This is a genomic window from Leifsonia sp. Y878 (genome assembly GCF_057669685.1).
In genome coordinates this window covers 680,854-693,939 of record NZ_JBYHFS010000002.1, presented here as the reverse complement: position 1 = coordinate 693,939, position 13,086 = coordinate 680,854, and the positions used below count along the sequence as shown (strand labels likewise).

Sequence of the window (13,086 nt, the reverse complement as noted above, 5' to 3'; positions counted from 1 at the left end):
CCGCTACGCGTCCCTGCGCTTCAACAGCACAGCACCGGCCGCCAGTGCGACGAACGCCCAGACGAGCGTGACCACGATCTGCTGCCAGGTGTCGAGGGGGCTCTCGCCGGTGAAGGCAGACTGGCCAAAGGATGACATGCCGGCATTCATCATGAGGTAGGGACCAGCATCCGCCATCCACTGAAGTCCGGCTATCGCGAAGGTCAGCGGCAGAATCAGGATCAGGCCGACAGCCGTCGCGATTCCGCCGGCGCTACTGCGCACGATTGTGCCGAGCCCCAGAGCGAACAGCGACACAACAGCCAGGTAGAGCGCAGACGCCAGGATCGGCGTGTAGACGTCTGGGTTGGCGAGGCTGGCCTCGATACCCTTGGTCGCCAGGATCGGCGCTGCAATGGCGTATGCACCGACGGAGCTCACCAGCCCAATAACGAACGACGAGACGAACAGCACAACCGCTTTGGCGAACAGGGCCGGCAAGCGGCGCGGAACTGCCGTGAGCGTCGACTTGATCATGCCGGTCATGTATTCGCCGCTGATGACGAGTACGCCGAGCACCGCGATCACCAGCTGGCCGAAGAAGGTGCCGAATGTCGCTGCCTGCACCAGCATGCTTGTCTGCACCTCAGCTGGAAGATCCTGGACGTACTCTGCGCTCAGGCTGATCGACATCAGGAAAGCCAGCCCGACAGACATCAGCACGACTATCGCAAACGACCACACGGTTGAGCGCAGCGTCGTGAGCTTGATCAACTCAGAGCGGAGAACCCGGCCAAAAGTGACGCCGGTCTTCTCCGGGCGGGCGGGCGTGAAGGCGGTACGGGGGGTCAATGTGGCGGTCATCGTGCAAGCTCCGTTTTGTACTCGACGTCGTCTTCAGTCAACGACAGGTATGCCTCTTCGAGCGAGGCGGTGACAGGGGTGAGTTCGTGCAGCGCGATACCGGCCTGAGCAGCAGCCTCGCCGATCTGCGCTGCAGCCAGGCCGGTGATGTTGAGGAGGTCGGCCTGCGTGCTGGTGACGGTGACATCCGCGCTGGCGATCAACCTCGCGAGATCGCCGGCCCTCGGCGTACGCACGGTAACGGATGTTCCGGTCGCGGCAGCCAGGATCTCAGCGACGGGCGCATCAGCGACAACACGGCCGCGGCCCAGCACGATGAGGTGGTCGGCCGTCTGCGCCATTTCGCTCATGAGGTGGGAGGACAAGAAGACGGTGCGACCCTCTGCGGCAAGCTGCCGTGACAGCTGGCGCACCCACAGCACACCCTCTGGATCGAGGCCGTTGACTGGCTCATCAAAGATCAGCGTTGAGGGGTCACCGAGGAGGGCGACGGCGAGGCCGAGGCGCTGACCCATTCCGAGCGAGAAACCGCCGACGCGCTTCTTGGCCACGGATTCGAGGCCGGTCATGGCGATGACCTCGTGGACACGGCGCTGGCTGATGCCATGAGTCGCGGCCATGGCGCGCAGGTGGTTGTAGGCGGTGCGGCCGGTGTGGATGGCCTTCGCGTCAAGCAAAGCCCCGACTTCGTGGAGGGGCGCAGCGTGTTCCGCGTAACGCTTGCCGTTCACCAACGCGGTGCCTGCACTCGGACGGTCAAGACCGACGATCATGCGCATCGTGGTGGACTTGCCCGCACCGTTCGGCCCCAGGAAACCGGTGACCCGTCCTGGCGCAATCGTGAATGTCACATCGTCGACGGCGGTCTTGGCGCCGTACGTCTTGGTCAAGCCCTGAATTTCAATCATGCGTCAAGCCTAGAAATCTGAGCGCACGTTGGCATCCGCCGCAAGGAGGGCGTTCGCGACGGCGCTGTCATACCTGAGTACTACGTGAACGCCTTATGCAACGCGAACGCGGCCAGCAGCAGTCAAATGTGCCGTCTTCATCTAGAGTTCCAAGCAAACCAGTTGAGGAGACAGTCATGGCACATCAACTCGTCGTTGGCGCCGGTCTGATCGGACGCCCTGTCGCCGAGCGGCTCGCCGCACGCGGCGATGACGTCACCATCGCAACCCGCTCGGGCTCACGTGCGGCCGGTGCGACTCCGCTCACGCTCGACGCAAGCGATCCATCGGCGTTCAGCCGGGCAGCCGACGGTGCCGCCACGATCTTCCTCTGCACGAACCCGCCGTATACCGACTGGGAAACCGACTGGCCGCCGATCTTCTCTGCAGCCATTGCTGCGGCATCCAGCAGCGGTGCGAACCTGGTCGTGATGGGCAACCTGTATCCCTATGGTTCGCCGACGGGTGTGATGACCGAGCATTCGCCGGAACGCACCACGGAGAAGAAGGGGCTCATTCGCAAGGCGGGCTGGCAGCAGGTACTTGCGGCGCACCGGCGCGGGGAGATCAAGGCCGTTGAGGTGCGGGCAAGTGATTACTTCGGTCCCGGTTCGGGAGGCACCGCCCACCTCGGCGAGTCCTTCTTTACGGCGGTACTGGCATCCAAGACCGCCCGTGTGGTCGGTACGCCAGCCGTCACCCATAGCTGGAGCTATTTGCCCGATATCGCGACGACGCTGATTGCCGCCGCCGACTATCAGGGTGAATGGGGGCGCATTTGGCATGTGCCGAGCGCCGCGTACAGTCGCAACGAGATCGCCGCCCAGCTGAATGCCATGTACGGCACCAGGGGAAAGGTCTCGGGTTACCCACAGTGGATGCTGCGTGCCCTGGGAATGGCCAGTCCGATGATGCGAGAGATTTCGGCATCGAGCTATCAATTCGTCGTGCCGTTTGTCATTGATGCCACGGAGACGAAAAGAGAGCTGGGCTTGCAAGCTCCCGACTGGGATGCGTCGCTCCGGACGACCGCAGAGAGTTACCGCGAGCCGACGGACTAGTTGCTGCTGCCGATCACCTTGTCTGCCGTGCGCCGCGCCCACTCTTCAGCAGCAGCCATCGACTCCAGGCTCAGCGCACCATCCTGCTCATGTGATTCAACGACAGCCCGCACGGTGTCAACAATGCCGAGGAACGGCAAACGCCCATCGTGGAATGCGGCGACAGCCTGCTCATTGGCGGCATTGAACACCGCTGGATACGTGCCGCCGGCACGACCGACGGTCTTGGCCAGTTCGACTGCGGGGAATGCCGCATCGTCGAGTGGCTCAAAAGTCCAGGACTGTGCAACGGTCCAGTCGATGGGCGCGCCAACAGCACCTACGCGGTTCGGCCAGTCCAGTCCGAGTGAAATGGGCAGACGCATGTCGGGCGGAGACGCCTGGGCGATGGTCGACCCATCGATGAACTCCACCATGGAATGCACGACAGACTGCGGGTGCACCACGACATCAATGCGGTCATAGCCGACATCGAACAAGAGGTGCGCCTCGATGATCTCCAGGCCCTTATTGACCAGGGTCGCCGAATTCGTGGTGACAACCATGCCCATATTCCACGTCGGGTGGGCGAGGGCCTGGGCTGGCGTGACGGATGCCAGCTGCTCACGTGTCCTGCCACGGAATGGTCCACCGGATGCCGTCAGCACCAGCCGACGCACCTCATCCGCTGTCCCTGAGCGCAGCGCCTGCGCGATGGCTGAGTGCTCCGAATCGACGGGCACGATCTGGCCGGGAGCCGCGATTGACTTCACCAGGTCGCCACCCACGATGAGAGATTCCTTGTTCGCCAGCGCGAGCGTACGACCTGCCTGCAGCGCGGCCAGTGTCGGGCCAAGCCCGATGGAACCGGTGATTCCGTTCAGCACGACGTCGGCATCGACATCCCGCACCAGCTGTTCTGCTTCTACGGCGCCAAGCGCGGTGTCGTCGACATGGAACTCCGCTGCCTGCTCGTCGAGCAGGGCACGATTGCTGCCCGCCGCCAGTCCGACCACGTCGAACCGGGTGGGGTTCGCCCTGATCACGTCGAGCGCCTGGGTTCCAATAGAACCGGTTGATCCGAGGATTATTACTCTCTGCACCCTCCCCATGCTAAGCCCGCCTCCGTTTCGGCGCTGGCGAGGTCAGCTCTGGCGCCCCCTTTTGCGAGAGAGTGGCGAGCGGCGTGCGGCGAGCGCGGCAACTGGCAAGCGGCGCACGCGATAGCGCTGGCAGGCGCAGATGCAGCAGCTGCGGCTGCGGCGATGGGCCGCTTGTCCCGTTCACCCGTTGGACACCGAGCACCCCTAGCCTTCGGCGAGCGCCGGTGTTGCGCCAATACTGTGCCAATACCGTGCCGGTGTTGCGCCAGTGCTGTGCCGGCGTGTGCAGGCCAGGAGCGTATTTGCGACATGAACGGTGCAGAGCGCCCGGATTGCGCAATCATGGAAACGGGGAGGACAGGGGAAAGCATGACCGGAGTGGCAGTGACTGATCTGGCGGAGGTGCCCAACCGCGCCACCGGCCTGTTGCTGGCGGGCGATCGTGCGCCAGAACCGCGCACCCTGATCGACATTCTTCGGGAGAGCGCGGAGGCCAATCCACAGGCATCCGCTCTCATCGACGCCGACGGCTCGTTGAGCTACCGGCAGCTGATGCGGCTGGTCACGGCACAAGCGGCCGCACTGATCGCCGCCGGTGTCACGAACGGCGATCGCGTCGGCATCCGTATTCCGTCTGGCTCACGCACCCTGTACGTATCGATCCTGGCCGCCATCGCCGCCGGCGCCAGCTATGTGCCCGTCGACGCCGATGATCCAGACGAACGCGCAGAGCTCGTCTTCGGCGAAGCGGATGTCGTCGGCGTTGTCGGCGCCGATGGCTCGTTCGTCCCGCGCGGGCAGGGCAGCATTCCGGCTGCGGCGGCCTCGGATACAGATACCGCTACGGCTACGGCTACGGCTACGGCTACGGCTACGGCTACGGTGCAGCCACCAGCACCAAGTCCAACGCCAACGCCAACAGGCACGCTCCCCCGCATCACCGACCCCACCCCAGACGACGACGCCTGGGTGATCTTCACCTCTGGCTCGACGGGCGTCCCCAAGGGCGTCGCCGTCTCGCACCGCTCCGCCGCGGCATTCGTCGACGCCGAAGCCAGGCTCTTCCTGCAGCACGACCCCATCGGACCCGGTGACCGCGTGCTCGCCGGCTTGTCGGTTGCCTTCGACGCGTCCTGCGAAGAGATGTGGCTCGCCTGGCGGAACGGCGCATGCCTGGTGCCAGCACCCCGGTCGCTCGTGCGCTCCGGCGTCGACCTTGGTCCCTGGCTCATCACCCACGGCATCACCATCGTCTCAACGGTGCCGACGCTCGCTGGCCTGTGGCCCGTCGAATCGCTCGAGCTGGTGCGCCTGCTTATCTTCGGCGGCGAAGCATGCCCGCCAGAGCTTGCCGAACGCCTCGCCGTCGAAGGCCGTGAAGTCTGGAACACCTACGGGCCAACGGAAGCGACCGTGGTCTCCTGCGCCGCGCTGCTGAACGGCACTCCCCCGATCCGGATCGGACTCCCCCTCGACGGCTGGGACCTCGCCGTCGTTGACGCCGACGGCCAACCGGTCGGTGCAGGCGACGTCGGCGAACTCATCATCGGCGGCGTCGGCCTTGCCCGCTACCTCGACCCCGCCAAAGACGCTGAGAAGTTCGCTCCCTTTCCGAGCCTCGGTTGGGACAGGGCATACCGCTCGGGCGACCTCGTGCGCTACGAACCAGCCGGTCTTCTCTTCCAGGGCCGCGCAGACGACCAGGTCAAGCTCGGCGGACGACGCATTGAACTGGGCGAAATCGATGCCGCACTGGCCGCCATTCCCGGAGTCGGCGGCGCAGCAGCCGTCGTCCAGACGACGCCGGCCGGCAACCACGTGCTCGTCGGCTACCTCGCGCCCACCGACCCAGCGGCGCCTTTCGACACGGATGCCGCCACCCGGCGACTCCGCGATGAACTCCCCGCTGCCCTGGTCCCGCTGCTCGCCATCGTCGACTCACTGCCCACCCGCACGTCGGGCAAAGTTGACCGTGCAGCACTCCCCTGGCCGCTGCCAATGGTCGGTGATGCAGAGGCCAACCTCGCCGGCCTCGGCGAGACAGCGACCTGGCTGGCCAGCCAGTGGAGCGCCATCCTCGGCACGCCGGTAGCCGGACCCGATGATGACTTCTTCGCACACGGCGGCGGGTCGTTGTCTGCTGCACAGCTGGTCTCCGCCATCCGCACCCGTTTTCCCGAAACCACGGTCTCTGACATCTACGACCATCCCCGCATCGGCGCCCTCGCCGTCGAGCTGGACTCCCGGATACCGCGAGAGGCACAGGAACGCCGTACCGTCACGCCGACCCCGCTGAAAACGCAAGTGATACAGACCGTGCTCGGGATTCCCCTGCACGTGATCGTCGGTCTCCGCTGGATCGTCTATCTCGCCATCGTGAACAACCTGCTCGCCCTGACCGGGATCGCCCACTGGGCCGACTCCACGTCCTGGTGGTGGATCCTGGCCGGGTTCATCCTCTTCGTCACCCCAGCCGGTCGCATGACCATCTCGGTCGTTGCCGCCAGGGCGCTGCTCACCGGCGTGAAACCCGGCGACTATCCGCGTGGCGGCGCCGTGCACCTGCGACTGTGGCTCGCCGAACAGGTGGCGCATCTGGTCGGCGCCGCGAACCTGGCCGGAGCGCCCTGGATCAGCTACTACGCCAGGGCCCTCGGCGCCAGGATCGGGCCAGGCGTCGACCTGCATTCACTGCCTCCGGTCACCGGAATGCTCAAGATTGGGGCTGGCGCGTCCATCGAGCCAGAGGTCGACCTGGCCGGCTACTGGCTGGACGGCGACATCCTGCGGCTCGGTGCCGTGCAGATTGGAGCGGATGCCACGATCGGCTCCCGCAGCACGCTGCTGCCGGGCACCCGTATCGGCAGGGGTGCAGAGATTGCGGCCGGCTCCGCCGTTCACGGCCAGGTGCCCGCCGGCCAGCTTTGGGCCGGCTCCCCCGCCGAACGTATCGGCAAGTCACGGAACGACTGGCCAGACGAGCGGCCGCCGATCGGTACCCGCTGGCTCGTCGCCTACGGCGCCGGCTCCGTGGCGCTCTCGACCCTGCCGGTACTCGCCATTGCCGTTGCACTCCTGATCATCGGAGCGGGCATCACCGGTACAACCGAGCTTGGAGGGGCCGCACTTCGCGCGCTGCTCTGGCTGCCCGTCGCCACGGCGGCCGGCGGCGTCGTCTACGCGGGACTCACCGTCGTCGCCGTCAGGGTGCTCAGCATCGGCCTGGTGCCCGGCACATACCCGGTGCGCAGTCGCATCGGCTTCCAGGTGTGGGCAACGGAGCGCCTGCTGGATTCCGCCCGCACCATCTTGTTCCCCTTATACGCGAGCCTGTTCACCCCTGTATGGCTGCGGATGCTCGGTGCCAGCGTCGGTAAGGACGTCGAAGCCTCAACCGTGTTGCTGATTCCCTCGCTCACCACCATCGGCGACCTGGCGTTCCTCGCCGACGACACCATGGTGGCCTCCTACGAACTCGGGCACGGCTGGATGCGCATCGACAGGGCAAAGGTCGGCCGACGCGCCTTCCTCGGCAATTCGGGGATGACCGGCCCAGGACGCACTGTGCCGAAGAACGGACTCGTCGCCGTGCTCTCTGCAACCCCACGGAAAGCGAAATCAGGGTCGTCGTGGCTCGGGAATCCGCCGGTGCGTCTCCGGCGCGCGGTGGCCGAGTTCGATGAGACCCGCACCTTCCAGCCGTCGACCGCGCTGCGCATCGCACGGCTGCTCTGGGAGTGCTGCCGGTTCGTGCCCGTCGTGGTCTCTGCCGCCATCGCGCTCGGCATCATCGTTGGACTCGAATGGATGATCGCGGCCTGGGGCACACCCGTGACGATCCTGTTGTCCGGCGTGGCGATGCTGGTTGCCGGAGCTGTGGCGGCGGGCGTCACGACAGTGATGAAGTGGATTCTGGTGGGGCGAATCAGGGTGGAGGCGCATCCGCTGTGGTCGTCGTTCGTCTGGCGCAACGAAGTGTCTGACTGCTTTGTGGAACTGGTGGCCGCCCCGTGGTTCGCTGTCGCGGCGACGGGAACACCCGCACTGGCCTGGTGGCTGCGCTCCCTCGGCGCGCGGCTCGGCCGGGGCACCTGGTGCGAGTCGTACTGGTTGCCTGAGGCCGACCTGGTGAGCCTCGGCGACGGTGCGACGGTCAACAGGGGCTGCGTCGTGCAAACCCACCTCTTCCACGACCGGGTGATGTCGCTCGACACCGTCGTGCTCGCCGACGGTGCAACGCTTGGCCCGCACAGCGTGATCCTGCCCGCGGCCGCCATCGGTTCCCACGCAACTGTCGGCCCTGCCTCCCTCGTCATGCGCGGCGAATTCGTGCCTGACTCAAGTCGCTGGGCTGGTAATCCGATTGCGCCCTGGAACGCGGGGCGATCCTCATGACCTGCAGCAGAGCCGGACGATGGGTCGCCCTGCGTGATGGGACACCTGACGGGTCGCATGATGGGTCGCCTGGGTCACCTCGGATGATCGATTACGCCGCATGATCAATTACTCTGGCGAGGTGACAGCTGCCGACGAGGAAAAGACCCATGGCGCGGCAAGCTTCGGCGACCCGTACCTGCCGGGCAGCGGCAATGGCGGCTATCTCGTCACGCACTATGCCGTGGAGCTCGACTATCGCGTCGCCGGCAATCGGCTGGCAGGAACGGCGATCATCACGGCGGTGGCCACGCATCCGCTGGGCAGGTTCAGCCTTGATTTCTCCGGGCTCTCTGCCCAGAAGGTGCGCGTCAATGGCGTGCGAGCGCCTCGCTTCACGCAAAGCGCCCACAAGCTCACCATCACTCCCGCACGCCCACTCGAAGTCGGCGAGCGCTTCACCATCACCGTGCGTTACGGCGGTTCACCGGCACCACGGCGCAGCCTCTGGGGTGATGTCGGCTGGGAGGAACTCACCGACGGCGTGCTGGTTGCCGGCGAACCGTGCGGCGCGCCCACCTGGTTTCCGTGCAACGACCACCCGAGCAACAAGGCGACGGTCACCCTCACCATCACCACGGACTCGCCGTACCGCGTCGTGGCGTGCGGAACACTGGTCTCCCGCACGATCAAGGCGAGCAAGACCGTGTGGGTTTTCGACACCGCCGAACCGGTGGCCACGTACCTGGCCACCGTGCAGATCGGGCACTACGCCCTGCATCCCATTGCCGCAGCAGACATCCCGCAGCGGGCATATATCCCGGTCGACCTCGCTGCAGACGTTGCAACCGACTTCGCACGACAGCCCGCCATGATCGAATCCTTTGAGCGGATGTTCGGACCATATCCATTCCCGGAATACACCGTTGTCGTGACGGATGACGAGCTGGAGATTCCGCTTGAGGCCCACGGCCTGTCGGTCTTCGGCCGCAACCATGTCGACGGTGCGCACGGCTCCAGCCGACTCATCGCGCACGAACTCGCCCACTCGTGGTTCGGCAACAGCCTCACCGTGTCATCGTGGCAGCACATCTGGCTGCACGAGGGCTTCGCCTGCTACGCGGAGTGGCTGTGGTCTGAGGAGTCGGGCGGGCCAACCGCCCAACGCCTCGCCGAGTCGTACTGGGCAAAGCTCAGCGCGCTGCCGCAGGACATCCTGATCGGCGACCCCGGCCCCGACCTGATGTTCGACGACCGGGTGTACAAGCGCGGTGCGCTTGCCCTGCACGCTCTACGGCTCACGATCGGCAGTGAGCTGTTCTTCACGATGCTGCGCGAGTGGACAGCGCTCAAGCGGTTCGGTTCAGTGACGACGGCGGAGTTCGTGACACATGCCAGCGGATACACGGATCGCTCCGTCAGCGCGCTGCTCGGCCTCTGGTTGTTCGACACTGCACTGCCGAAGCTTCCGCGGGGGTATCGCGACTGATCCCGGCTTCCCGGCTTCCCGGCTTCCCGGCGGTCGACGAACCCGTTCACGGCCGACCACTCGAGACCTGCTCGCGATGATTTCGAGACGCGGCCTCGTTCCTCGGGCGCTCCTCAATCAGCGGATAGCTCCAAGCACGGCGACAGCGCCGAGTAGGCGACTGTCGGCATCCGTTGCGGGCAGGTCGACAACCACGATGGTGGGTGCATCGTCGAGACCGAGCTCTGCCGGCCAGGCGTCGAGAATCAGCTCGTCGTCAGCGAGAACGGTGAGCGACAGGGTGGCCAGTTCGATCGCCAGTCCCCATCCGGTGGCCTTCAGCACGGCTTCCTTTGCGGTCCAGAGCAGCGTGCGACGGTGAGCGCGCAGGGACTCCGGCAGCGTCGCGAGCGCGCGCCGCTCGTCGGGATGCAGCAGCACCTCATCGACGGGAGCTGCAGCAATCGCTGCCGCGAGCGCCATGGGGTCCTCGAGGTCGAAGCCGATCGGACTCCCCGCCGTCACAGCGACGACCACCTGTCCCCCAGCTCGGCTGAGGCTCACCTGGATCTCTGACCCATCAATGAACACCGGAGCAAGGATACGTGGCTTGCCATGATCGTCGGCACCGCAGCGGCGGCAGTGCCTGGCAATCACCACGTCGATGGCCGAGGTGCCGGAGAACGCCGCGACGGCATCCGCTATCGCCGCGTTGCCAGCGCTGCCCCCGCTCGCAACGGGGTCGGCGGGGTCTGCAGGGTCGGCGGCCTGGCGGTAGATCGCGACGGATACCCCCGCGACTGCTCCAACCGATGCCCCTACTCGTGGCGACTGCATATGCTTATCCTGCTCCTTCGCTTTCCTGCGCGTCCATTCTCTGACACGCATATAAGCCGGGGTAGTGTCGTTCTGTGACAAATGAGAGCGAAGACGCCCCCAAACCCCTCAAGGCCAAGCGACCGGGTTTCGTGTACTTCCTCGGCTACGGCATCATGGCACCCGTTGCCAGGCTCGTCTTCCGACCTCGTATCACGGGCAGGGAGAACATCCCGAAGACCGGCCGCGTCATCCTCGCGAGCAATCACCTGTCGTTCGTCGACAGCCTGGTCATTCCGCTGACCGCGCCGCGCCGGGTGCAGTTCCTGGCGAAAAACACCTACTTCACCGGCACCGGCTTCAAGGGCTGGGTGTCACGCACCTTCTTCACCTCCATCGGAGCCGTCGGCGTCGAACGCGGAGCCGGACAGGCCGCACAGGATGCACTCGACGCCGGTCGACACATTCTCGAATCGGACAGTGCCTTCGCGATCTACCCAGAGGGCACCCGATCCCTCGACGGTCGTCTGTACAAGGGGCGGACCGGTGTCGCCTGGCTCGCCCTGACCACCGGCGCTGTCGTCGTTCCGGTCGGCTTGATCGGCACCCAGGAGATCCAGCCGGTCGGGGCCAAGTTCCCACGCATCCGTCGGATCTCGGTCAAGTTCGGTGAGCCCATCGATGTCAGCGTTCATGGGTCTGCGGAGTCTGGCAAGGCCAGGCGCCTCGCGACCGACCAGATCATGGCCGGTATCCACGAGCTGTCAGAGCAGGAACTCGCCGGCGTCTACAACGAGTCGCCGCCGTCTGGCACGCTGCACCGCATCGCCGACAAGGTCTTCCCGCGCGAGCGCATCTAGTTCTGATCGCTGGGCAGGCGATCGTCCAGGCACCTACAGCTCAGCTCAGCTCAGCTCAAGGATGGCTCGCTGGGTTTCGAGACGAATGCTCCTCCGTCGCGTTCTCCTCAACCAACGGCGGGTCGCTGTGCACACGCCGCACACACCTGACTGTCATGTTCAGGAAACGTGGGCGACGTACTCTTGATGTTATGACTCGCACGTTCTCAGTACCCCAGCAGCGCAAACTCGTCACCGAACTCCCCGGCCCGAAGTCGGTCGAACTCCAGAAGCGCCGGGTGAAGTCCGTCTCCAAGGGCGCAGGCACCCTGGCCAACATCTACATGGACCACGGCGCGGGAGCAGTACTCGTCGACGTCGACGGCAACCAGCTCATCGACCTCGGCTGCGGCATCGGCGTGACCACGATCGGGCACGCTCACCCCGACGTCGCGGCAGCCGCTGCTGTCCAGGCCGGCAAGCTCACGCACACCCTGTTCACGGTCACGCCGTACGAGAACTACGTGCGCGTCGCAGAGAAGCTCGCCGAGATCACCCCAGGTGACTTCGAGAAGCACTCCATCCTCGTCAACTCCGGCGCAGAGGCCGTTGAGAACGCGGTCAAGATCGCGCGCAAGTACACGGGTCGCCGCGCCATCGTGAGCCTCGACCACGCATTCCACGGCCGCACCAACCTGACCATGGGCATGACGTACCGCCCCTGGCCAGAGCGCGCAGGTATGGGTCCAGTACCCGCAGAGCTCTACAGCGTTCCGATCAGCTACCCATACCGCGACGGCCTGTCCGGCGAAGAGGCAGCCGAGAAGACCATCGACTACATCAACACCCACATCGGTGCCTCTGAGATCGCGGCGTTCTTCGTCGAGCCGATCCAGGGCGACGGTGGCGTCATCATTCCTGCACCCGGGTACTTCAAGCGCCTCTCCGAGTTCTGCACCGAGAACGGCATCGTCTTCGTTGCCGATGAGATCCAGGCCGGCATTGCGCGCACCGGCGCGTGGTACTCGATCGAGCACCACGGTGTTGTGCCAGACCTCATCACGACGGCCAAGGGCATCGCAGGCGGCTTCCCGCTCGCTGCTGTCACCGGTCGCGCCGAGATCATGGATGCCGTCCAGCCCGGTGGCATCGGCGGCACCTTCGGTGGCAACCCGGTTTCGACCGCTGCCGCACTCGAGGTCTTCGACATCATTGAGCGTGAAGGACTGATTGCCGAGGCGCAGCGCGTCGAGAAGGCACTCTGGGCTCGTATCGGCGACTGGGCAGAGCGCTTCCCGATCGTCGGCGAGGTCCGCGGCAAGGGCGCCATGTTCGGCGTCGAGCTCGTGCACCCCGGCACGAAGAAGCAGAATCCTGAGGCGCTCACCGCAATCCTCAAGCACGCGACAACCAACGGTGTCATCGTGCTCGACGCCGGCAGCTGGGACTCCGTGCTGCGCATCATGCCGTCAGTCGTGATCTCTGACGAGCTCATCGACGACGCTGCGACTGTCATCGAGGAAGCACTCACCGCCTTGTCGGCTGCCGCCGTCTAGGTCGACTTGCTCTCTCGTTCGGCTACGCTGTGGTCGAACAAAACCGTGAGGCGCCACATCTGAATGTGGCGCCTCACGGTGCTTTAACGCGACAGCGCGA

At 65.5% G+C, this 13,086-nt stretch carries 9 protein-coding genes; 5 read left to right on the top strand and 4 right to left on the bottom strand.

Annotated elements, in window-relative coordinates:
• Nucleotides 1–3 precede the first annotated feature (3 nt).
• Both AC25Y4_RS09365 and AC25Y4_RS09360 read right to left on the bottom strand, forming a co-directional pair.
• Nucleotides 4–843, bottom strand: a complete 840-nt coding sequence (locus AC25Y4_RS09365; RefSeq protein WP_488120117.1) for an ABC transporter permease subunit — start codon at nt 841–843, stop codon at nt 4–6.
• Nucleotides 840–1,751: an ABC transporter ATP-binding protein gene (locus AC25Y4_RS09360; RefSeq protein WP_488120116.1), complete on the bottom strand. Its 912-nt coding sequence runs from the start codon at nt 1,749–1,751 to the stop codon at nt 840–842. The genes AC25Y4_RS09365 and AC25Y4_RS09360 overlap by 4 nt, the downstream gene beginning before the upstream one ends.
• Before the next feature lie 176 nt (nt 1,752–1,927).
• Here AC25Y4_RS09360 and AC25Y4_RS09355 point away from each other — a divergent pair, with 176 nt between their 5' ends.
• Nucleotides 1,928–2,851, top strand: a complete 924-nt coding sequence (locus AC25Y4_RS09355; RefSeq protein WP_488120115.1) for an NAD-dependent epimerase/dehydratase family protein — start codon at nt 1,928–1,930, stop codon at nt 2,849–2,851.
• Here AC25Y4_RS09355 and dxr read toward each other — a convergent pair.
• A complete protein-coding gene (gene dxr, locus AC25Y4_RS09350; RefSeq protein WP_488120114.1) occupies nt 2,848–3,933 on the bottom strand; it encodes a 1-deoxy-D-xylulose-5-phosphate reductoisomerase in 1,086 nt (361 codons plus the stop codon). The two genes, AC25Y4_RS09355 and dxr, sit on opposite strands and share 4 nt — an antisense overlap.
• A gap of 369 nt (nt 3,934–4,302) precedes the next feature.
• On the opposite strand from dxr, the gene AC25Y4_RS09345 reads away from it, so the two are divergent.
• Nucleotides 4,303–8,328 (top strand): Pls/PosA family non-ribosomal peptide synthetase, encoded by a 4,026-nt coding sequence (locus AC25Y4_RS09345; RefSeq protein WP_488120113.1) that lies wholly within the window; start codon nt 4,303–4,305, stop codon nt 8,326–8,328.
• Nucleotides 8,329–8,428: 100 nt separating this feature from the next.
• Complete coding sequence (locus AC25Y4_RS09340; RefSeq protein WP_488120112.1) at nt 8,429–9,796, top strand: M1 family metallopeptidase; 1,368 nt, start codon at nt 8,429–8,431, stop codon at nt 9,794–9,796.
• Nucleotides 9,797–9,913: 117 nt separating this feature from the next.
• Here AC25Y4_RS09340 and AC25Y4_RS09335 read toward each other — a convergent pair whose 3' ends face one another.
• Nucleotides 9,914–10,612, bottom strand: coding sequence for a 4'-phosphopantetheinyl transferase family protein (locus AC25Y4_RS09335; RefSeq protein ID WP_488120111.1), 699 nt, complete (start codon nt 10,610–10,612; stop codon nt 9,914–9,916).
• 155 nt (nt 10,613–10,767) lie between these two features.
• Here AC25Y4_RS09335 and AC25Y4_RS09330 point away from each other — a divergent pair, with 155 nt between their 5' ends.
• Together AC25Y4_RS09330 and AC25Y4_RS09325 are read left to right on the top strand one after the other, a co-directional pair.
• Entirely contained in the window at nt 10,768–11,451 is a 684-nt protein-coding gene (locus AC25Y4_RS09330; protein ID WP_488120465.1) for a lysophospholipid acyltransferase family protein, read from the top strand.
• A gap of 191 nt (nt 11,452–11,642) precedes the next feature.
• Nucleotides 11,643–12,986 carry an aminotransferase class III-fold pyridoxal phosphate-dependent enzyme gene (locus AC25Y4_RS09325; protein WP_488120110.1) on the top strand — a complete coding sequence of 448 codons (1,344 nt, stop codon included), beginning with the start codon at nt 11,643–11,645 and terminating at the stop codon, nt 12,984–12,986.
• Nucleotides 12,987–13,086 lie beyond the last annotated feature (100 nt).

Excerpts from the sequence above, each read along its gene's own strand:
- AC25Y4_RS09325 (WP_488120110.1), top strand. The coding sequence starts at position 11,643 with ATGACTCGCACGTTCTCAGTACCCCAGCAGCGCAAACTCGTCACCGAA.
- AC25Y4_RS09330 (WP_488120465.1), top strand. The coding sequence starts at position 10,768 with ATGGCACCCGTTGCCAGGCTCGTCTTCCGACCTCGTATCACGGGCAGG.
- AC25Y4_RS09365 (WP_488120117.1), bottom strand. The coding sequence starts at position 843 with ATGACCGCCACATTGACCCCCCGTACCGCCTTCACGCCCGCCCGCCCG.
- AC25Y4_RS09335 (WP_488120111.1), bottom strand. The coding sequence starts at position 10,612 with ATGCAGTCGCCACGAGTAGGGGCATCGGTTGGAGCAGTCGCGGGGGTA.
- AC25Y4_RS09345 (WP_488120113.1), top strand. The coding sequence starts at position 4,303 with ATGACCGGAGTGGCAGTGACTGATCTGGCGGAGGTGCCCAACCGCGCC.
- AC25Y4_RS09360 (WP_488120116.1), bottom strand. The coding sequence starts at position 1,751 with ATGATTGAAATTCAGGGCTTGACCAAGACGTACGGCGCCAAGACCGCC.
- AC25Y4_RS09340 (WP_488120112.1), top strand. The coding sequence starts at position 8,429 with ATGATCAATTACTCTGGCGAGGTGACAGCTGCCGACGAGGAAAAGACC.
- AC25Y4_RS09355 (WP_488120115.1), top strand. The coding sequence starts at position 1,928 with ATGGCACATCAACTCGTCGTTGGCGCCGGTCTGATCGGACGCCCTGTC.